Raw genomic sequence first — 21,860 nt, forward strand, 5'->3', positions numbered from 1 at the left:
ATGAATCCACTCGGTTCAATATTTTGTCTCAGATGTTTGTATCAGATGTGTATATCAGGTAGTCGAAAATCCAGCAATGTAACTCATTGCAACCATCAAATGTCGTTAGACAGAAAGCAACAATGCATCGACCTTGTCGATTAACAGATAAAGCCTTAACAGGAACACAGTTCAACCTAGCAGAATAATAGAATAAAAACAGAGAATTAGATCGCAAAAGCTTAATCCGCAACAGCGATAGACCCAATCGAAACAAAGCATTATCACCCAGCCTTATTAACCGCTAGCATCCCAATTAAACCATACAAATACCAAGGTTATATAGGGAGAAATAAGATGACCAAACTTACATCTATCGCCATTTTCATCGCAGGTATGTTAGCCAGTGCCCATGCTATCAGTGCAGAACCCATCGAAGTGATCACAACAGCCAAGATCACTGAACCTGAAAAAGTTGAATTAGGTAAAATGCTGTTCTTCGAACCCAGACTGTCTAAATCTGGCTTTATCTCTTGTAACTCTTGCCATAATTTATCCACTGGTGGTGTCGATGCTCTACCCACATCCATTGGTCACCATTGGCAGGAAGGCCCAATTAACTCGCCCACAGTGCTAAATGCAGACTTTATGCTGGCTCAATTTTGGGATGGTCGTGCCAGTGATTTGAAAGAACAAGCCGCGGGCCCTATCGCCAACCCGAAAGAGATGGGCTTTACCCATGAACTCGCCACTGAAACTATCGCCTCTATGCCCGCCTACAGAGCGCACTTCGCCAAGGTCTATGGCGATGACAAAGTCACAATTGACCGTTTAACCGATGCCATTGCCACCTTTGAAAAAACCTTAGTCACCCCTAATAGCCCCTTCGATCAATTTCTTCTGGGCAAACAAGATGCCATCAGCGCGAATGCTAAAGCGGGTTACCAACTCTTCAAGGATAAAGGTTGCGTAAGTTGCCATAATGGCCCCGCCGTCGGTGGCACTATGTATATGAAAATGGGCCTCATCAAACCGTTCCACACCAATAATCCTGCAGAAGGTCGTAAGGGCGTCACAGGTAAAGAAGCTGATAAATTTGTGTTTAAAGTGCCGACACTACGCAATATTGAGCTCACCTATCCCTACTTCCATGATGGCAGCGTCTGGACCTTAGAAGAAGCGGTGAATACCATGGCAGACATTCAATTAGGGCAAAAACTCTCTAACCAAGAAGTGAAAGAAATGGTCGCCTTCCTTGAAGCCTTAACGGGCGAACAGCCACAAATCACGCTGCCGATTCTGCCACCATCGAATAAAGATACACCACGTCCTGTGCCATTTAGTTCTAATAATTAACATAGGCAACGAGTCACTGACTAAGAAGTTCTCACTTAGAAACTGAGTCAGCGCGACACTTAGTGATTTGGTGATTGGGTTAGCAAAAAGGCCGAGAGTCAACACGCTCGGCCTTTGGTTATTCGTTCGCTTAAAAAACGATGGATTAATTAAGTGCTATTCGCCTTTAAGACGACGGTCGAGCTGATCTTTCAAGTTAGCTGGCACGCCTTTGATTAAAATCGTGTCCGAAATGGGATCGTAAATCACCCGTTGGCCTAAGTGGCCGCCATCAAAACTTAAGGTTACGCCGCCACCCGTACCAGAAAACTTCTTCAATTGGCGCAGAGTCGATTTGTCGGCCGGAAACTCTTCATCGAGATCATAGCTGCCGCCACGGGCAAAATCGTAGAAAGAATCCATACCTTGATCGGCTAACTCATCAGCCAAGTCTTTGATCTCAATGTCAGCGCCTTCATCGAAGCGCTCACTGCAATATTCAAACACTTTATTACGGCACTGCTGACGCTCGTCTTTCGTCAACTCACTGCTGGCAACAAAATCTTCAACCGCATTCATTAAGGTTTTGTTTTGCGCCTTAGTGTTGACACCTTCGACGCAGCCCATAAAGTCGAGGAAAAAGTCGGCCACTTTACGTCCCGCGCGGCCACGGATAAAGGAAATGTATTTACGCGAGTCTTTATCAGCTTGCCACTCGGTTAAATCGATACGCGCCGCCAGTTGGATATTGTTTAAATCCAAATGATTATTTTGCGACAGTTCCATATCGTCTAACACAGTCATCGACGACTTAGCACTTAATAAGGCGACAAACAGATAATCACTGGTGATACTGGTGTAGCAAGACATCAGCAAAAAACCGCCTTGGCTGAAATCGTACTTCGACAACTCTTCTTGCAGTAATTTACTGGCTTGGCCCGAAAATTCCACAAATCCTAAGTCGCCGCCACGGTATTGGGTTAGTGCGTTAGCAAAGGCAGGATTGGCCTCGCCGTCGTCGCCATGGACCCCAAAATAGCCAAAACCTTTACCGGCCTTTCCCGTATAAGTCTGATGCAGCTCGTCGAGCATCATCTCGACCGCCTGACCGTTCAGCAGAGGTTGAGGACGCAAACGGCAGCGCAATTGCCCCTGACTGTCCTGAGAAATCTCGTGAATAATTGCGTGTTCGATGTTAATACTCATAAGCCCTGATAGTGATACTGGGATAAATCCGCTATTATATGCCGCTAATCCATTCCAAAGTGAAACATTTTTTGATTATGGCAATCCAATCGAAATACTCAAACACCCAAGTTGAATCATTAATCGCCGAAATATTGGCTGTGTTAGAAAAGCATAAAGCACCGACTGACCTGAGCCTGATGGCATTGGGTAACTGCGTGACAAACCTGCTAGAACGTAAAGTGCCCAGCGAATCGCGCCAAGCCGTGGCCGAACAATTTGCAAAAGCACTCGCACAATCGGTTAAATCCCAGTAAGTTAACTGGGTAATAATCGTCAAAAGAATATAAGATACAAGGTCTTTTAGGAATAAGCGGATCACTATGGTCGAGCGAAAAAAGCAAATGAGCCGCGATCGGGTTTCCCGGCTCATCAACTGGGGACATTGGTTCGCCTTCTTCAATGGCATATTAGCCATGATAGTCGGCAGCCGATATCTTGGCAGCGTGGGTTATCCAGAAACTTGGTATGGCTGGGTTTATCTAAGCGTCAGCACTATTGGTCAGTTTAGCTTTCTCGCCTTTATCGCCTATTTGATCTGTCTGTTCCCACTGACCTTGATATTGCCATATTCGAAGATATTAAGAGGCGTCGCGGCGGTGATCGCGACTCTAAGTCTCTGTATCTTATTGTACGATACAATTGTTTACGCCGATTACGGCATGCACTTGAGCCCCTTCGCCTTCGATTTGGCCTGGGCGGATCTCAATGCCCTGCTCCATGGCACTTCCTATATCGTCACGCCACTCGCCATTATCGCAATCGAACTCACGGCAGCGAACTTTTTGTGGAAGCGGATAGAGAAAATCCAAAAACTGAATTTAGGCAATAAAGTCATCACCTTAGTGGGTATCTGTTTTGTCAGTAGCCACTTAATCCACATTTGGGCCGATGCCGCCGATATCACTGAAATTACCCGTTTCGATGATACTTATCCTTTATCGTACCCTGCGACAGCGCGCTCCTTTATGGAAAGTCACGGTATTGATGGCTCGTCACAAGGAGATGATGTCAATCACAATACCAGTGTACTCAATTATCCAGAGCAACCACTGACCTGCCAAGCTGACACTAAAATCAATGTGTTGATGATCACCATCGATAGTTTGCGTGCCGATATGGTCGATGGCAAAAGCATGCCATTCTTGCAGCAATACACTGAAAATAATCAGTCTTTTACACAGCATTTCAGCGGCGGCAACCAATTTAGAACCGGTATGTTTTCGCTACTCTACGGCCTGCAAGGCAGTTATGGCGATGCGCGAATTTTTAATAGCACCAGTCCGCTAATGACCAGAAGTTTCCAGCAAGCGGGTTATGAACTGGGATTGTTCCTGCCAGAAACCAATCTTAATTTGCGTTCGTCACAGGCGATGTTTAATGACTTCAATCCTGTGATAGCTGAAGAAACCAATGGCAGCGCCGATGCCGACTTGCACACAGTGGCCAGTTTTAACGAGTGGCACAGCATCCAAAATAAACCTTGGTTTGCGCTCGTTAATTTAAAAGCGCCGGAAAATTTCGATACTCCTGTGGGTTTCCTTGGCATTGAAACCGTGAAAGCCAATCCCGACCTTATGCCTGCGCAAAAGGTGCTGTTTAATCAATATCGCCAATCACTGTATTTTGTCGATCAACAGCTTAAGGCAATGCTGGCCAATGTGCCCAACGACACCTTAGTGATTATCACTGGGGTAAATGGCAAGATGTTCACCAGTAACAGTGACGAAGCGAATCGCAACCTGTCACCACAGAGTGTCAAAGTGCCCTTAGTGATCCACTGGCCTAATACGGGCGCGTCTAAGGTCAAATACCGCACCAGCCATTACGGCATAGCGCCGACTTTGATGACCCACGTGCTCGGCTGCACCAATAACACCACAGATTACAGCGCTGGCCGCAGCTTATTGCAACCGAGTAAAGAAACGTGGATCTACATAGGTGATAGCCGTATTTTTGCTATCTATCAAGAAGCGGAAGTGACAGTGATTGACCGCCACGGCAAATACCGTATTTACGATGAAAACTATGAACATAGGCTCAATAAGAAAATGAGTGCGCCTGAGTTGATTGAAGTGATGCGCGAAGGTCGACGTTTCTATAATCACTAATCTCAATCCTCTGCTTGAAGAAGCCCCACTCCCTGCGGATTGGGGCTTTTTTATTCCCTACACGGCAGGATGAGTGCCTAAAAATCAGAGTCCAGTTCTCAATACCGCACTAATCCCAGCTCAAAGCTCACTATAAGAGATTAATATCAGAGTACAGTATCTGAGTCTGAGTCTGAGTCTGAGTCTGATATAAGCTACAGCCGCGCGGTGCCTTCAACCTAAATATGGTGTATTCACAAAGCAAAAAGCCGCTATCCATGGATAACGGCTTTTAAGACTTGTGCTGAATCTTGAGGCCTGCTTTACCTTGTACAAAATCAAGCCAGTACGATAACTAACTCAGCTCACTCTCAAGTTAACTCGCAATGCAACCAGTTCACAATCATGTCAGCTCGCAATCACGTCAGCTCAAAATCAATCGGCTTTAACCGTGGCGTAACGCTCTAACCAATGGGCGTAAGATGCGGGTAATACCCAAGATGGGCGCGCTATCTTTAAGGTTTGCGCCGCTTGATATGGCCAATGTGGATTCGCTAAAAAGGCTTTACCTATCATCACTAAATCCATTTGTTCATCTTCAATAGCCGCATTGGCATGGTGTGGATTATCCATGCCCCACGACGTCGCAACAGGGAAACCCACTTCTTGGCGAACCCGCGCAGCAATAGGCGCCAAGAACGCCGGACTCCATGGAATATTTACCGTTGGGGTCGAGAAACAAATGCTGACGTTTAACATATCGAGCCCAGCTTGTTTAAATTGCTTCACCAAGGCGATTGATTCAGTTAACGTTTCTTCATCTTTATGGTCAAATTCAATCACACCAAATCGCGCCGTTAAGGGTAAATGCTGTGGCCAAACGTCTCTGACTGCGGCAATGGTTTCTAACAAAAAACGTCCACGCCCTTCGGCATTACCACCATATTGGTCGGTGCGTTCATTGGCATAGGTTGAGAAGAAACTTTGGGCTAAATAACCGTGGGCGAAATGCAGCTCTAACCATTCAAATCCTGCCGCTAAAGCCCGTTTTGCCGCCGCCACAAAGTCTGCTTTAACGCGCTCAATGTCTTCAATCGTCATAGCCGTTGGTACTTTAGGTAAGTTTGCACCGAAAGCAACAGCAGACGGCGCAATTGGTTGCCAGCCTTGTCCTTCACCATTGGGAATATGATCATCGCCTTCCCACGGGATATTGGCACTCGCTTTACGGCCCGCATGACCAATCTGAATCCCCGCCACTGCGCCGGCATTTTTAATCGCGCTGGCCACCTTAGCTAGACCTTGGGCTTGCTCGTCATTCCACAGTCCAAGGCATTTTGGGGTAATACGTCCTTCAGGAGAAACCGCAGTGGCTTCAACCACAACAAGACCCGCTCCGCCACGGGCAAGGCTAGAGTAATGCACCTGATGCCAGTCGTTGATGAGTCCGTCCGTGGCTTGATATTGGCACATGGGCGCAACGGCAATACGATTTTTGAGAGTAATGTCTTTAAGTTTGAAGGATGAAAATAGATCGGCCATAGGTGTTTCCTGTGTCAAATAGAATCAAAAAGAAATGGAATACTGAATGACGACAGACTAGCCTTATCATGCCATAATTAAAAGCACGCACAGATTATAGAGTTGATAAAGTTTGCTTATGATAAATCCACAGTGGTTACACACCTTTGCGGTTCTGGTCGAGAAAGGTAACTTCACCCGAACCGCCGAAGCCATAGGTATCACCCAAGCGGCAGTGAGCCAACATATCAGTCGCTTAGAAGAAGAATACGGCACACTGTTTTTACGCCGCCCCCGTCAACTTGAAATAACTCCGATTGGCGAAAACCTGCTGACCTACGTTAAAGACGTCGAATGCGCGCAAAAACGCCTACAGCAGAAACTAGTCCATGATGATGCTGAAGTCGGCGATATTAGCCTTATCACTCCGGGGAGTATTGGTTTAACGCTCTTTCCGTTATTAATCGAACTACAACAAGCCTTTCCGGCGTTAAACATTCGCCACCGTTTTGCCCCTGACAGTGAAATAGTCGCCTCAGTGTTAGCCAATGAACATGAAATCGGCATGGTAACCTTAAAACCATCCGATCCTCGTATTCACAGCACGCATTTCACCGAAGAGCCGCTTGAGCTTGTGGTACCTGCAAGCCATAAACAACATGAGTGGGTTGATTTACAACGGCTAGGGTTTATCTCCCATCCCGATGGCGAAGCCATGGCCACTCGGCTGCTTAGTCGTAAATATCCAAGTCATCCCGGTATTCAAGACATTCCCTGTAGGGGATTTACCAACCAAATCAGCCTGATCCTCGAACCTGTCGCAAAAGGGCTCGGATTTACAGTCATCCCGCAATACGCCCGCAAAGCCTTTGAACGACAACAAGATATCTATGTTGTTGAATGTGGCAGCCAAGTTGTAGACACCATTTGGCTTATCCACCGCGCGGAATGGCCCTTGTCACGCAGAGCCCAAAAAGCGATCGCGTTTTTAAAGGGCAAGATATAGATAGGGCTCAGCGGCTACTGGCTACTGGCTACTGATTGATATCCAATTCATTATGGATCAGTACTACGCACTGGGAAGCAAACAGCATCTTAGGCCCAAGGCTGATCTTTTGCGCACCGAGTCGTTTCAAAGTATTAAAACTTTTCTTCGGCATAGGAATGTGATCGGTCAGCAAAAAGCACGGATTGCCCACAAACTCCTGCTCACGGATAGAAGTGCCCTTCTTATCCATCATAAATAATTGATAATCGACCGCGAGGTCCTGCACCAGCTTTTCAAAACTGATAGTGCTAACACTGATGCCCTCGTCAACAACGCGAGTTTGCTCTTTCGTCATACCCCGAGAAATATCTAAGGCCTTGGCAATTTTGGTCAGCAAAGCTTGTTCGTGAAAACCACCAATATGGCAAATATTTCGCGTATCGAAGCAAATAGTGCGGGAAAAATCATGGGTACTTTCTAGCACCAAATAAACGACAACATCGTTTCGATGGGACTGAGCCACAAAGATAGTGTTCATTAGGGTATGAGCTAAAATCTCGGTATGCGCCTCTTGGCCGACAGAAGCCAAAAACAACTGACTGTCAGTAGGTGCTGATCTTGCTCGTAAAACAAACGCGCGCATAGGTAAATGTCCTACTCAATAATGTCTTAAATGCTAAATGGCGAATGCATATAATTTGGTCGGTATGAAAGTATTCGAACCTCCACTCCCTGGTACTCTATGATAGTAAGCCGCTTAATCATAACCTGCTAAATTTAAACATAAATTATATGATTTTGCACGTTTTAATTACCTCAACAATTTATGTACACTTACACGAAAATACGATATCAAGGCGACAAGTACAGCAAATTGAGCGTATTCAAACAAAATAACATCCTATTAGTTGTAATCAATTTCGGATAACAACGAATGGGCATTAGGGAATACCTGCATTTCCCGATTAAACAATGCTCTAGCGCGGTGGCCATACGTGCAGGAATCACTCAGGACGTCACCTTTCCTATAGATAATTCCAACATCCAAACAAATTAAGAAAGGGGCTCTAAACTTGCCTTAACAGGCCAAGAAAGGACGAATATTGTTCCTCCACGACCCGATGGCTGGCAGGCCACGTGGCCGCCGTGAGCTTCAGCTATTGTTTTAACCCCTGCGAGACCGAGTCCACTGCCACCACTTTTTCGAGAGCGAGACGGATCTACTCGGCGAAATGCTTCGAATACGTAGCTTGCTGCCTCATCAGGGATACCAGGGCCTTCACCTTCGACGCTGAGATAACAGCTTGCCCCCGAGCGGTAAAATCGTACAGTCAAAGTGCCAGGATCAGCATGCTGGCGTGCATTTTGAACTCGGTCAAGGTCAGATCCAGTGCCTGCTGCTGACCATTACAGATTACGCTAGCCTCATGACTGTCTAAGGAAATGAGCTGACGTCTAACCGCGCTAATGCTCCGTAGGAATGTCTCGTACACGATCTAACAGAGTACTAGCGCTGGTCAATACATCTGTAATCATAGTGATGTGTCCAACCCTAGTTGAACAGATCACTTACTAGGCCATCTTCTCAAACTCACCTTTTATATGCTGATATTGTGATGGCCACTTGTCATACCAAATAGCAAATTCACCCACAGGCATAGGTCGCGCAATGCCATAGCCTTGGCATAACTGACAGCCCAAATCAGCCAAACTCTTACCGTGGGCAATCGTCTCTACTCCTTCAGCAATGACATTGAGATGAAACACCGAAGCTAAGCGGATAACACCCTCCACAATACGTAAATCATCATCACTCTCCAGCATTCCACGCACAAAGCTCTGATCTATTTTGATACTGGATACCGGCAATTGGCGTAAATAAGTTAATGATGAATAACCAGTGCCAAAATCATCGAGGGAAAAATGGACTCCCAAACGCTTACACTCTTTTAAGATTTCAATCGCTAATGCCATATCTTCGATGGCGGCACTTTCTAAAATCTCCAATTCAACATCTGATACAACCAAATCAGGATGCTGCATCAAAGATGACTGCAGGAAATCGCAAAAATATTCCGCCAGTAATTGCCTGGCACTCACATTGATACTGACGGCAAGTGGTCTTCCATCCATTCGCCAATGCATACATTGAGCTACAGCAGTATTAATAACCCACTCACCCAAAGTAATTTCAAAGTCACTTCCGGCAATATCAGGTAAAAACTCGCTTGGTGCCACTATACCGCGCTGCGGGTGATCCCAACGGATTAATGCTTCGGCGCCAATAATTTTTCCTGTAGCTAAATTCACTTTGGGTTGGTAGAACATGACGAACTCATTACGCGCAAAAGCCGCTTTAAGTTCTTCTAACCAAGTTCGACGCGCAATAATGCTTCGGTCAATTTCTGGGTCAAACATTTGAAAACGATTCTTACCTGCCGCTTTTGCCATATACATAGCTTGATCGGCATGCCTCAGTAGGATATCAGGATCAACGTTATCTTCAGGATATAAACTCACACCAATACTCGCACTTAAGCGCACAAATTTATTACCATCTAACACAATATCTTGATCGACGGCAGTTAAAATTCTCTGTAAAACTTGAGTACATTCCTCTTCAGACATCATTTCAAATAAAATAATAAACTCATCACCACCAACCCTAGCGAGAGTGTCTTGCTGACGTATAACAACCGACACATTATTTACAATCGCAACGAGCAGTTGATCACCCACACCGTGACCATAATGGTCATTTACCGCCTTAAAACCATCTAGGTCCATAAAGCACACTGCACAGATACTGCCATTACGATTAACACGAGCGATAGTTTGCTGAAAACGATCTAACAGCAAACGACGGTTTGGTAGTCCCGTAAGTGCATCAAAATTTGCCACTCGGTCCAATTCAGCCTCATGGGTTTTAATGAGAGTGATATCAGCTTGGGTTCCTGAAATCATTAACGCTCTTCCGTGACTATCTACTTCAACAATCCGCCCCTTACACAGGATCCAACACATTTCACCGGATTTTTTAATGCAACGAACTTCTAAATCTATACTGTCCGCGATATGTGTAAGATGCTTTTGAACCTGTCTTTCTATCTCAGGAATATCCTCAGCATAGACATACTGACGCCAATTCTTCACCGTCAACTTCATCTCACCCGCTTGATAACCTAAAATAGCCTCAAATCTTGGACTAATTTGTACTTCACCCGTCCTCGCATTCCAATCCCAGAAGCCCTGTTCAGAACCTTCAATTACCCGTTGCAACTGTTCAGCTTGTGCCACTAATTGGTGTTTTAGCATCCTAGCTTGGGTAATATCTTGCACGGTACCATGCAACCTAACAATTTTGCCGTTCTCATCGCGCTGCGCATGTCCTCGCGCCATAATCCAATGGTGAGAGCCATCGGGACGAATAAACTCTGCTTCGCATTCATAGTCCTCACCAGTATCCACACACCGCAATACTAAAACACTGAGTGCTTGCCAACTTTCAGGAGTAAATAAAGGCTCAACCTGAGGCATAGTTGGAGCATCTTGCATATATGGGAGTCCATAAATCACAAACACTTGTTCGGACCAAGTGTGTATATCAGTAACTAAATCCCACTCCCAACTCCCAATGCCAGACAACTGCTGGGCCAATCTCAGACTTGACTCACTAATGCGTAGCTGCTCAGCACTCGTTTCTTGAAGCGTAACATCTCGCGCAATGCCGAATAGGCCACAAATCTTTCCTTGTGAATCGATAACAGGTCCTTTTGTAACTTGAAATATCGCAGGCTCACCCTTTATATGTAACAGCTCTTTCTGTGTGATAACCTGTCCAGAACTTAATACCATACGGTCTTTTTCTTCGATAATACTGGCAGACTCATTGTCAAAAATATCAGCGTCAACTTTGCCCAGAATTTTATCGACAGATTTATCGACCAGCGCGGCAGCACCGTGATTGATAAGCAGATAGCGTCCTGCTAAATCCTTAACAAAAATGCCATCAGTAGTTTGAGAAACGATAGAGTCTAGTAACTGATGATTGACATCTAACTTTTTCAATGAGGCCCGTAAATAACCAGTTAACGCACTGATCAATATGCCATAAACACTAAGGCTAATCGTTTGGAGAAAATCGATAGAATGGATATTGTCTAAATTGTTGATAGATGGATTGAGATAATAAACGCACAAAACTGACAGTAACGTCGCCAGCAATCCCGGGCCTAATCCTCCACAAATGGCACTCAATGAAATGGGTAGCATAAAGATAAGCAGCAACAAACGCTGCTGTTGCTCAACGGTAAGATAACTAGCAAACCAAAGCGTTATTAAGGTGAAAACAAAGATTACCGTGTATTTAATCCAAGTGAAATTGCGGATAGGAGCAGAATGGGAAAATGTGATATCTAATAAATTTCTCGCAAGAACTTGATGTCGATCAGGAACGGCTCTTAGAACAAAAATAAAAATAAACGCACTGGTAAATACAAAGAAAACCCCTTTTGCAAGTGAAAGACGAAATACCGTTTCAGTATCAATCAGCACTAGCAATAATTGGTCAGACAAAAAAATCCAACCCAGTGCCGCGAGCGCGTAAATAGCCACTGCCAATACAATATATTGAGTACGTGACTTTTGATTATCTAACATTCTCACTCCATTACAGCTAGCGCCAGTCGAACGACTTCCTCTATCTTGGTTTGCCACTCTCATCAACCAGTAACTAAATGGCCATTCAATAAAGTCACATTCAAGCTAAAGACAATAGTGCAAAAACAAAGCATTTATCAATGAGTACCTATTAAAACAATAGGTAACATTGAAATGCAACATAAATAGCTTTCTAAAATATAGTCACCTACTCAAAAACTGCAACTAAGCTATGCAAATGATTTTAAAAGGCAAATGGAGTGAAATCAGGAAGAGTGATCACTGATGTAAAACAAAATTAATCCGAAACCGCAATACCTAAAAGGTAATACTTTACTCATAGACATGAATTACAGGTCAGAACTTCCATTATTTTCATGAATAAATCTTATAACATCATCTTAAATGTAGTGGTATATCATATTTCCTAAATAGTTTTACAATCGAATCTTTGTAAAGTGGTTTGATAATATAACCTTTTGCACCAACAGAAACGGCTTGCTGTACCGATGACTTATTTTTATTACCCGTTAACATAACAATCGGCGTGCTGGCATTAATGCCATTTGATTTATTAATGTGGTCTATAAGATAAAAGCCATTAGTATCTGGAAGATTTATGTCCATTAAAATCACATCATATTTTTTCTTTGACAGTAAGTCCAAGGCCATTCGACCGGACAAAGAGGTATCGAGTTCAATCGCAAAAGCTCTCAAAAGCATAATGGTCAGGTTCAAACTAATATGATCATCTTCAACAATTAACATCTTTGGCACCACGGGGATCTCAATCGGTACATTAGCGTTTTTTGAATCTGTGTATAATTTATTATACGAATACTTAGTGGTATCCACACTCTCCACGGTCTTACTTTCAACCTCTAAAAGCTCATCAGGTAGAGGAGCTTCAGCAACAATAGCCACATTAGAAACATCAGTAACAACAAGTTCAAGTAAGTGAAGCGCCTTACTCTGCAACTTCAACAAAGCAGGTCTAATCTCGTTAGAACGAATAAACGATAATATTTTTTTCAATGACGCTAAATCAAGCTCTGCAGTCTTATTACTTGCAAGGTGCATCTCAGCCCTATCCAACGACGCCTCAATATCAGCTATGTTTGACTCAAAGCTCTGCTCTAAATCAATTTTACGTTGAACACCTTTAAGCACAATTTCTTTAATATGCGAAGAGTAATTTTCCTGAATATTTATAAAATCTTCAACTCTTTTATTCTTACCTCTCAGACCAATCTCTCGTAATAAATGAGTACATATAATAATTGCACGATGAATTTCATACATAGGTCTTGCAATCAGATAATCATTAATCACTCCGCTACGATAAGCCTCATATGCTTCTTTTTCTTGGTGTTTTGGAATTAGACTAACAACCGCATGCTCACAAATATCTACTGCTTGCAATTCTTCAATCGCTTCGTAATAAATGAGTAAAGTCTCTTGCAATGTTTCTGCTGCCACAAGAATAACTTTTGGTGTTGACTGCTTGATCTGCTCAATAAGTTCAGTATTTGATTTAATCACGTGAATACGAGAAAAGTGACGTATAAGAACAGTGATCAATAAACGGTCATTATCTTGATCATTTGTAAAGAGGACGATATGTTCAAAATTAACCCTATCCACGGACATCACTCCTACGCATAAAAAATTCCGATAATGCGAATAAATCATCATCAACTTCTTGCCAAAACTCTAATAGTTGCTTGTATTCGACATTACTATTACGAGACACACGTTCCAACTCTTGACAAGATAAATTTAATTTTTTAGCCCCAACATAAAGAGAATTACTCTTAAGAGTATGGCTTATTGCAGTAATAGAACGAATATCATTATCCATAATTGCAGTTCTCAGAGCTTCGCGCTTCACCAGCAAATTACTGTAATATTGCTCAAGAAAAAATTCTAACTCATCATCAGTAACATCTTGGCCAACGAACTTATATATCGCAGAAAAATCGACTATCTGTAAAACATCAGCAATTTCCTCTACTGTGTCATCTAAACAGAAAAAGTCACTGACCAACGAAACATCATCATTATTAACAGTTTTGATATCTAAACTTGAGTGATTTTTTAAGGTCATTTTAACATCATCTAAAAACTGGACTAGCTCAACCAAAGCGAGCGGCTTAACAAGTACACTATTAGCTCCGGCCTGCACACACTCATCCCTACATTCATCCCCATGTTCTGCCGTCAACATTACAATAATCGAAGGAGCAAGTTGTCGATAGTTCTCAATATCTCTAATAACTGCAATAAGGTCTGGGCCATAAATAGTTGGCATTACAACATCAGAAATAATTACATTAAACTTACTAGTTTTAAAAAGTTCAATGGCCTGCATAGGATCTTGCACACATGTCACCACTACCCCAACTGATAATAATTGCTTCTCAATCACAAACAAATTGTCTTGGCTATCATCAATAACTAACACACTTACACTACTATAATCCATCGTATTATCAAGAACGGTGATGTTAGATTTGTTTTTATCGTTAACAAAATCTATAACCTGATTAATTTTAAGTGGAGGGTATGATATGACATCGTAATCAGAGTGGGATCGAGAAAGCGACACGTTACTTAACTCTGCAACTCTTTCCTTCTTTGAGAACAAACTCATTATGAATTCATTCCTTGAAATAATATCACGTTGATTTAGGTCAACAAAAAGTATTGAATTATCCGTATCAAAACTCACCAACTCATGACTTGGCAAAAATAACAACTCGAAATTTAGATCGTTTGAATATCTTGATACAGCCTCATGAAAACATGGACTATTAGTATATGAAGTAATTGGATGCCTCATATTTGAACGATGAAATATAGCTTCATCGAGCGCAATTGAACTATCATCAACATCAAATTCAACAATAAAGTAAAAAACACTTCCATCGCCAATTCGACTAACTACCTCAAGCTCACTTCCCATTGAATGGCAAATGCTCTGACTAATATATAACCCTAAACCAACACCACCATGCAGACGATGTGAACCTGATAACACCTGCTCATACTTCCCGAATATTCTTAATTGTTCTTCTTGCGTCAATCCAATTCCATTGTCAATAACAGAAAACTTCATCTTCACATTTTCAAAAGATTGATCGATAATTTCAACATCAAGCAATATTGATGGTTCAATCTTATTCGAGAATTTAATTGCGTTAGAAATCAAATTATAAATAACTTGATTAAGCCTCACCTCATCACAGATAACTTTTGAGCTAAACCCTAATGGCATATAAAAATCTAAATTAATATTTTTCTTGCTTGCTTGAAGACTAAACACATCAATAATAGACTCTCCTAGAGCTCTAACATCTACAGAATCACTTTTAATAATTAAATTAATTTCATTACCTTTCCTAAAGTCCAACATGCTATTAATAAGTAACAAAACTTGTTTTGCCGTGCTAAATGCAACTAACAGTAACTTTCTATCTTGTTCATTTACACGGCCTAAACTAAGTTCAATCAAACCTAATACTGCATTTAATGGAGTACGTATCTCATGTCCAAGTGTTGCAATAAAATCATTTTGAGCACAATTAAACTGAATCAATTCAGAGCATTTTTCTTCCAAAATATGTTGCTTCTTATATTTACTTGTAAGGTCGGTAAGCAATCCCAGTCTTGTTCCATCCTCAAGTAAAATGTCTCGATACTCGATATACATACCGGACTTAGTTTTAAAAACTAAAAGTAATTCCTTACTCATTAAAAACTTGTATTTAAACCAACTTAAAACTCTACTGCTATCCCGTCTAGTAAACTCGCTATTAAAAATATCTCTTATTAGATCAAAAAATGATTTACTAAGATATTCTCGAAGGTGTAGGTATGGAAAGAAACAGCCAAACTCACAAAAAACATGATCAATTACAGCCTCGTTACTGACACTCATAACACCAACTGCAGTTTGACGTGTTGAAAGCTCATCAAAGCCTAAGCGATCAAATTGACGTTTTTTAAGCTTATCTAACATTAACAGGCCATTTTCTACATTACAGAGTACAACAAAGCATGCATCAATCATTTTTATGACTTTAAAATTAATTATTTTATCACTGAACTCTAGACTTTCATTAACAAGGGGGGGGGTATTATTTATTTTAAAGTGACAAGCAATAGATTCTCTAGCATTCACTAAAAATGGATTTGCCAAAAAAAGGTTATTCTCCTCTAGCCACTCGCCCTCGGCAGAAAGCAAAAAAGCACTAGAGTCAAACAAATTCAAGTCAATCACGTTCATTATAAAATATCCTTATCTCTCACTATCAATCAGCGCTATTGAACTGAACGTTGATACTGATTCAACCAACCATATACATGGTCACACTTTACAATAAATAGGTCTTGATCAATTTTATAAACCTCTATGAAGTAATCAACGGTAACCCAATCCCCTTCCATATATGCTACCGCCATCTGTAAACAATGAGCTAAATACCCATGATTATTAAGTAGTGCACTCTTGATTTTTTGATCTAATGGTAAAGGACCTATTGCTTTATCCATTGGCTTATCCAGAATGGCATCAAGTGTTGACAATAAGCCAGTTAGAAATGCAGACTCGCTTAAAAAAGAAAATCCCATTAATGATATTAATTCCTCACATAACCGAGCTCTCATCATAGTATTATGAATCAATACAATTGGCTTGTTTGGGTTAAGTTCAGCCAGAATAATAAGACTAACAAACTTACGAAGTCTATTTTCTCCTAAGAAAATCATCGTCTGCTTTATTGAGGTAAATTCTGTCACATGTTCAAATTGACTTGAATTGACAAACCTAAGTAGCTTATAAGTTAAATCTAAATCTTGAGAAAAATACCTCTCAAGTTTTTTGTAACTAAAGTCAGGCTTGAAAACCTCATGATAGATTGACAATATAAAATGTTGAGAAGCACCAATTTCACAGCCTTCAATCAATTCAGGTTTGAAAAAATAATAGCCTTGAAAGTAATCAAATCCTAACAATTTAGCTTGTTTATATTCAGCAAGTGTCTCGACCTTCTCAGCTAATAACTTTAAATTATACTTCCTAAATATTGGGATTAATTGAGCAATACTATCTAGCGGTGTAGAAACAATATCTACTTTAATAAGCTTGAAAAATGGAAGAAAACGGTCCCATGCTGCTGAGTAAACGAAATCATCCAAAGCAAGATAATAACCAAAATTAAATAGTTGCTTAATTACAATGAAATTCTCGTCACTAGGCTCCACAGTTTCCAACACTTCAACCACAATATTTTTATGTGGCAACATATATAGCAAATAATCACTCAAAAAGTGAGTTGGGAAATTAATTAATGCAGGTTTCCCCTCCGTCAAATCATCTAAATCCATATTTAAATAACTATTGACGAGCAATTTTGCTGTAGCGGCGTTATCAGCTATACCTTGTGGAAAACTATTGTTCCGACTATTCCTAAAGAGTAGTTCATAAGCAACAACATGTTTCTGTCTATTTAATACAGGTTGTCTAGCCATATAAAAGCGCATAGGTCACCTCTTCAATTTTGTCACTCAAGTTTTAATCTTTAGTGAACCAGTCCATTAGTTCCTAGTCTAGACCTCGGAACTAGAACTTTCAACAAAGTAATGCATCGAACGCTGAATTTAACTTAAGCACCTATAACTAACGGATTAAACTTAATAACTTTAGGTTGGGTGACCGCCAAAATAAAATACTGTCAAATTAATGACAAAATACCTATTTAGTAGTAGCCATTTGTTATTCATATACAAATTAAATTACCAACTAGAAACTTGACGCAATAGTTTTTAAATTCACAAATAAACATCTCCCAACAAAAAGGCCGCATCTGCGGCCTCGACATTCAATCCCCTTCCCTTGCTCTTTCGCTCCTCAAGCCGCCACTAAATATCCCCTAATTCATCTAACCAGCAGTGCTATTTCGGCTTTTCTTAACCAGAAGATGTAGGACTTTTTGCTGTCAAATCTCATCAAGGCACAATGTTCTTAGTCCAAAATTGAGTTGCGTGATGTCGAGTAGAGATCTTACGATTGAGATCTGCAGTCCACGTAAATCAGCAAAATCTCGCAATTCCCCTTACGTTTTTTAACCTGAAAAAATTAACACAAGACCAACAAACACACGTCATTGCATCCTCCTGTAGGGTTGATGCAATAACTCGACTGTGCCCCACTGCTGCATGGGTTTGAGTACTCCCAACTTTTTGAGGGGATCTAGGAATTATCTAGGCCGCATCGAAGTGTAAGCAGGCTAAATTGACCCACTATAAATATCACCGCCTAAAACTAGCAAATTAATAACATTGCCGATGTTCAATAACGACTCTTTAATGTCTCTCACACAATCAAGCCGGCCTAATCCCCCCAGCTCGGCCATAACGTAGCCCGCGACAACCGCCTCACCTATGACAAAATCCAATACGACATCAATGGCACACATACAACGAATATGTTGTATTTATAAGGGTAAACAACAAATTGATTGTATTTATACATAATAACATCGTATTAGTTGTAATTAATGACGAATAACAACTAATATGATGTTTATGAGTAAAAGATAACCGAGCCAACGCCATGAAGCATCTCAGCGAATTAGCCACAGAACTCAAGCACTACCGAGAACAACTAGCACTTAGTCAGAAAGACATGCTGTTGAACATAGGTATGTCACAGCAACAATACCAACGAATAGAAAGTGGCAGTGATACTCGCATATCGACATTACTGAGAGTCTTGGAAGGATTAAATCTTGAAATGATGATCGTTCCTAAACAGCACGTAAGTGCAGTAAAAGCCCTCATTAACCAAGCAACTTCAGAACCAGAAATTGACCGTCATTCGCCTAACCACTTAACGGCAAAGACGGGCACATCTTGGGATAAGGTCTTACATTCAGTTGATGATAAAGAAGAAAATCTATGAAACCTGCTGAATCAGTAGAGGCCCTCGCGCTTTATTTAAATCATCAACGGATTGCGATACTCACCCATTATTCTGGTGGTAAAAACATTCTGAAATTTGACCCTGAATATATCGCGATGCCAAAAGCACTTCGACCAACATTAACGCTCACCCAGCTGCTAGACCCCCATTACATCGATAAAATACAAGTCAGAACACAAAGATTATCATCGGTGCTGTCCAACTTGCTCCCCGAGGGCGCATTGCGGCATTGGATGTCAGCCGCGCTAAAAGTACATGAGAACAACGAATTTCCCATATTGGCATGGGCAGGAAACAATCTTCCCGGCGGCTTAATCGCATCAGCCATAGCAAAAGAAGATATTCCAGCTTGGGCACTATCGCCACGGGAAAGAACAGAGGCCATCGTAATCGATATCACCCACACCAGTAATAAGTTCTCACTTGCCGGTGTTCAAATGAAATTCTCGACAAGCAGAAACGATGGACGATTCAACATAAATGCCAATCAAGAAGGCCAAGATAGTTGGATTATCAAGACGCCTTCAACAGTACATCGCAACGTCCCACAAAATGAATACACTGCAATGAAGTTGGCACAAATAATCGGAGTGAATATCCCTGAAATTGAGCTCATCTCGCTTAACGCATTGGATAACCTACCCAACATCAAACTACCAGATGAGCCCACGGCTTATGCAATTAAGCGCTTTGACCGCAGTGATACGGGCCGCATTCATGCAGAGGACTTTGCCCAAATATTCGAAGTTTACGCCCATGATAAATACGGTAAATACAACTACGAAGCCATAGCTAAAGCTCTATATATGAGCAGCTACAATGGATTAAAAGACGTGCAGCAAATGGCAAGGCGGTTGCTGGCCAATATCTTGCTCGCCAACGGTGATGCCCACTTAAAAAATTGGAGTGTTATCTACCCAGATACCCAAAATGCGATACTCTCGCCCGCTTACGATATTGTGAGCACCTTACCCTACGTAGAAGGCGAAACCGCCATAGCCCTCAACATGAATAAACAAAAGCTATGGTACGCCATCGATATCACCACCTTCCAAGCATGGGCAACGAGAACAGGCCTACCATGGCCCGCGATAAAGGTTCATTTACTGGATGCCATGCAACAAGCCCGTACTCTTTGGCCAAAGGCACTTGCTGAACTCCCCATGCATGAAGTGCATAAAACGATATTAAAAGCTCACTGGGCCAAACTACATAACGACTTTAAAATCCTCTGCTAGCTAATGATATCAGGGCCTGATAGCAATATTGATTTCGGTTACAACATCTGGGTATCGGTTTGAATCAGTTATCTAGAGATTTAACTCATCTTAAGGGAAAATACGCCCAAGAATGGCCGCAAACGTTGCATTAGAGCGGGTTTTAGCGGTTGGCGTGAATCAGTCTGCTATAGAGTGATTCTACTGGCTCATTTTGGGACAGAAGCTTGTTAGATCTTCTAATCTAATCCATTAGTTTCGGACTAATATTTGTAAGGCAGGTTATTTAAGATGAGTATTAGAACTCGTTAACGAGCAAACCAACTTAGCTTTTATAACTCCCTCTTAAACACAGAAATCTCGAAACTCATCAAAATCCTTAACCACTTAGATAATCATCCAACTTTGTTCAGAAATCTCAAACGACGAATTTTTGAATGTTCATAAAGGCTGCATTGATAGCAGCTTAAGCAGTCTGAATCGCTTGAGCTACTTAGGTTATCTCCCCAAAAAATCTGAAATTACCAGCAGTAAAATGACGCAACAACATATCGGTTTTAAGCTGTTTGTAATTTGACCACATTGACAAAAAACGATCAAAAATCTACACTTCACCTCATTATGAATCAATATTCATTTATGCACCATTTTGGTGCAGTTGTTTATGAGGTATAACATGCGTTGTCCATACGTTAAAACTTTATTTCTTTCCGTATTTTCAATGGGGCTCATTATTGAAGCTTCAGCTAACGATTCACCTTGGTCTTTAGGTGTAGGGGTTCTCAATCTATCATCGCCTTACATTGGCGTTGATAATAAGAACTATGGCCTACCATTGGTTAACTACAATGGCGAGAGATTAAGGGCAAGCATCTTTAATCTTGAATATGATATTTATGAAATTGAACGCCTAAAACTCTCTTTTGCCACAGCGTTGGGTGAGGATTTTTTAAAGGCTTCTGATTCCAAAGATTTAGCCATCAGAATGCTTGAAGATAGAAAAATATCAATATATTCAGGAGCAAAACTGACTTATCACTCTCCAATAGGGATTTTCAATACATCAGCACTATATGATATTTCAGGTCATAGCGAAGGTAGCATATTTAAAATAAATTATAGTTATCCTATACGTCTAAAAAATGACTTAAGTTTTATTCCGTCAGTTGGCACTACATTTAAAAGTGCTGACGTTGCCAACTACTATTATGGCACTGATAACTATAATGTTGGTAACACTACTGATTTGACCTTAAACATAATTCTTTCATATAAAATATCAGAATCGTTAAATGCAACAGCCTTTTTAAGGCACATTGTTTTAGATAAAGACATAAGTAACTCCCCAATTGCAGAAAATGACAGCGTCACTATGGCGATGTTATCGCTTACATATCAATTTTGAAATCACATAAAGGTCAAGTTATGAAAACAGTCATAATTACATTATTAACAATGCTAATTACATTCACCTCGTGGATGACTAAAGCTGATGATAATTCCAAAGAATATAAACTTGGTGCGTTTTCAGGGGCAATGAAGTACTGCGAAGATAAATTTGATGATACTGATCGGTACAAATGGGCTCGTTTGCGTGCGGCTGAAGAGTTTAAGGATATGTTGGGTGCAGAAAAATTTAGTTACGGACTCGGCAGAGATAATGCTAATCGTAAAGGACAGTATTTCGGAAAAAAATTAGACAAAAACGAATGTCGCTCTTTGTTAAATCTTAGTGAATGGAAACGCTTCAAGCAGCGATAATGTCTAAGAGCAGCACAGTCAAAGCACCTTCATAGGTGCTTTTCGGTTAATTTCACTCAAAATTTAACTTAACAAAATTG

16 protein-coding genes are annotated in these 21,860 nt (G+C 41.2%); 8 read left to right on the top strand and 8 right to left on the bottom strand.

Going from position 1 to position 21,860, the window contains the following annotated elements:
• Positions 1-336: 336 nt before the first annotated feature.
• Positions 337-1,335, top strand: a complete 999-nt coding sequence (locus AYJ58_RS15165; protein WP_106650773.1) for a cytochrome-c peroxidase — start codon at positions 337-339, stop codon at positions 1,333-1,335.
• Positions 1,336-1,491: 156 nt separating this feature from the next.
• On the opposite strand, the gene yejK is transcribed toward AYJ58_RS15165, so the two are convergent.
• Complete coding sequence (gene yejK / locus AYJ58_RS15170) at positions 1,492-2,520, bottom strand: nucleoid-associated protein YejK (protein ID WP_106650774.1); 1,029 nt, start codon at positions 2,518-2,520, stop codon at positions 1,492-1,494.
• 77 nt (positions 2,521-2,597) lie between these two features.
• Between yejK and AYJ58_RS15175 the strand changes: the two genes are divergently transcribed.
• Positions 2,598-2,816, top strand: coding sequence for a YejL family protein (locus AYJ58_RS15175; RefSeq protein ID WP_011847036.1), 219 nt, complete (start codon positions 2,598-2,600; stop codon positions 2,814-2,816).
• Positions 2,817-2,882: 66 nt separating this feature from the next.
• Positions 2,883-4,670: a DUF3413 domain-containing protein gene (locus AYJ58_RS15180; protein ID WP_106650775.1), complete on the top strand. Its 1,788-nt coding sequence runs from the start codon at positions 2,883-2,885 to the stop codon at positions 4,668-4,670.
• Positions 4,671-5,084: 414 nt separating this feature from the next.
• Here the strand turns inward: AYJ58_RS15180 and AYJ58_RS15185 are convergent, their stop codons facing one another.
• A complete protein-coding gene (locus tag AYJ58_RS15185) occupies positions 5,085-6,191 on the bottom strand; it encodes an NADH:flavin oxidoreductase/NADH oxidase (protein WP_106650776.1) in 1,107 nt (368 codons plus the stop codon).
• Between the two features lie 118 nt (positions 6,192-6,309).
• On the opposite strand from AYJ58_RS15185, the gene AYJ58_RS15190 reads away from it, so the two are divergent.
• Positions 6,310-7,176, top strand: coding sequence for a LysR family transcriptional regulator (locus AYJ58_RS15190; protein WP_106650777.1), 867 nt, complete (start codon positions 6,310-6,312; stop codon positions 7,174-7,176).
• 28 nt (positions 7,177-7,204) lie between these two features.
• Here AYJ58_RS15190 and trmY read toward each other — a convergent pair whose 3' ends face one another.
• The 6 genes from trmY to AYJ58_RS15225 form a co-directional block, all read right to left on the bottom strand.
• Positions 7,205-7,801: a tRNA (pseudouridine(54)-N(1))-methyltransferase TrmY gene (trmY, locus tag AYJ58_RS15195; protein ID WP_028759682.1), complete on the bottom strand. Its 597-nt coding sequence runs from the start codon at positions 7,799-7,801 to the stop codon at positions 7,205-7,207.
• A gap of 410 nt (positions 7,802-8,211) precedes the next feature.
• Entirely contained in the window at positions 8,212-8,493 is a 282-nt protein-coding gene (locus AYJ58_RS15200) for an ATP-binding protein (RefSeq protein ID WP_269801900.1), read from the bottom strand.
• 237 nt (positions 8,494-8,730) lie between these two features.
• Entirely contained in the window at positions 8,731-11,817 is a 3,087-nt protein-coding gene (locus AYJ58_RS15210; protein ID WP_106650778.1) for an EAL domain-containing protein, read from the bottom strand.
• Between the two features lie 396 nt (positions 11,818-12,213).
• Entirely contained in the window at positions 12,214-13,461 is a 1,248-nt protein-coding gene (locus tag AYJ58_RS15215; protein WP_157825780.1) for a response regulator, read from the bottom strand.
• Positions 13,454-16,105, bottom strand: coding sequence for a hybrid sensor histidine kinase/response regulator (locus AYJ58_RS15220; protein WP_106650780.1), 2,652 nt, complete (start codon positions 16,103-16,105; stop codon positions 13,454-13,456). The genes AYJ58_RS15215 and AYJ58_RS15220 overlap by 8 nt, the downstream gene beginning before the upstream one ends.
• Positions 16,106-16,140: 35 nt before the next feature.
• Positions 16,141-17,361, bottom strand: a complete 1,221-nt coding sequence (locus AYJ58_RS15225) for an EAL and HDOD domain-containing protein (RefSeq protein ID WP_106650781.1) — start codon at positions 17,359-17,361, stop codon at positions 16,141-16,143.
• Positions 17,362-18,433: 1,072 nt separating this feature from the next.
• Between AYJ58_RS15225 and AYJ58_RS15230 the strand changes: the two genes are divergently transcribed.
• The 4 genes from AYJ58_RS15230 to AYJ58_RS15245 all read left to right on the top strand — a co-directional run bounded on the left by AYJ58_RS15230 (position 18,434) and on the right by AYJ58_RS15245 (position 21,780).
• Positions 18,434-18,781, top strand: a complete 348-nt coding sequence (locus tag AYJ58_RS15230; protein WP_106650782.1) for a helix-turn-helix domain-containing protein — start codon at positions 18,434-18,436, stop codon at positions 18,779-18,781.
• Positions 18,778-20,040: a type II toxin-antitoxin system HipA family toxin gene (locus tag AYJ58_RS15235; RefSeq protein WP_106650783.1), complete on the top strand. Its 1,263-nt coding sequence runs from the start codon at positions 18,778-18,780 to the stop codon at positions 20,038-20,040. Before AYJ58_RS15230 ends, AYJ58_RS15235 begins: the two co-directional genes overlap by 4 nt.
• A 655-nt stretch (positions 20,041-20,695) precedes the next feature.
• Positions 20,696-21,424, top strand: a complete 729-nt coding sequence (locus AYJ58_RS15240; RefSeq protein WP_157825781.1) for a MipA/OmpV family protein — start codon at positions 20,696-20,698, stop codon at positions 21,422-21,424.
• A gap of 20 nt (positions 21,425-21,444) precedes the next feature.
• Positions 21,445-21,780: a hypothetical protein gene (locus AYJ58_RS15245; RefSeq protein ID WP_106650785.1), complete on the top strand. Its 336-nt coding sequence runs from the start codon at positions 21,445-21,447 to the stop codon at positions 21,778-21,780.
• The last annotated feature ends 80 nt before the right edge of the window (positions 21,781-21,860 follow it).

The organism is Shewanella sp. Pdp11 (assembly GCF_002838165.1).
GTDB classification, from domain to species: Bacteria; Pseudomonadota; Gammaproteobacteria; order Enterobacterales; family Shewanellaceae; genus Shewanella; species Shewanella hafniensis.

Coding starts and splice junctions, on each gene's coding strand:
- AYJ58_RS15165 (WP_106650773.1), top strand. CDS start 337: ATGACCAAACTTACATCTATCGCCATTTTCATCGCAGGTATGTTAGCC.
- yejK (WP_106650774.1), bottom strand. CDS start 2,520: ATGAGTATTAACATCGAACACGCAATTATTCACGAGATTTCTCAGGAC.
- AYJ58_RS15175 (WP_011847036.1), top strand. CDS start 2,598: ATGGCAATCCAATCGAAATACTCAAACACCCAAGTTGAATCATTAATC.
- AYJ58_RS15180 (WP_106650775.1), top strand. CDS start 2,883: ATGGTCGAGCGAAAAAAGCAAATGAGCCGCGATCGGGTTTCCCGGCTC.
- AYJ58_RS15185 (WP_106650776.1), bottom strand. CDS start 6,191: ATGGCCGATCTATTTTCATCCTTCAAACTTAAAGACATTACTCTCAAA.
- AYJ58_RS15190 (WP_106650777.1), top strand. CDS start 6,310: ATGATAAATCCACAGTGGTTACACACCTTTGCGGTTCTGGTCGAGAAA.
- trmY (WP_028759682.1), bottom strand. CDS start 7,801: ATGCGCGCGTTTGTTTTACGAGCAAGATCAGCACCTACTGACAGTCAG.
- AYJ58_RS15210 (WP_106650778.1), bottom strand. CDS start 11,817: ATGTTAGATAATCAAAAGTCACGTACTCAATATATTGTATTGGCAGTG.
- AYJ58_RS15220 (WP_106650780.1), bottom strand. CDS start 16,105: ATGAACGTGATTGACTTGAATTTGTTTGACTCTAGTGCTTTTTTGCTT.
- AYJ58_RS15225 (WP_106650781.1), bottom strand. CDS start 17,361: ATGCGCTTTTATATGGCTAGACAACCTGTATTAAATAGACAGAAACAT.
- AYJ58_RS15230 (WP_106650782.1), top strand. CDS start 18,434: ATGAAGCATCTCAGCGAATTAGCCACAGAACTCAAGCACTACCGAGAA.
- AYJ58_RS15235 (WP_106650783.1), top strand. CDS start 18,778: ATGAAACCTGCTGAATCAGTAGAGGCCCTCGCGCTTTATTTAAATCAT.
- AYJ58_RS15240 (WP_157825781.1), top strand. CDS start 20,696: ATGCGTTGTCCATACGTTAAAACTTTATTTCTTTCCGTATTTTCAATG.
- AYJ58_RS15245 (WP_106650785.1), top strand. CDS start 21,445: ATGAAAACAGTCATAATTACATTATTAACAATGCTAATTACATTCACC.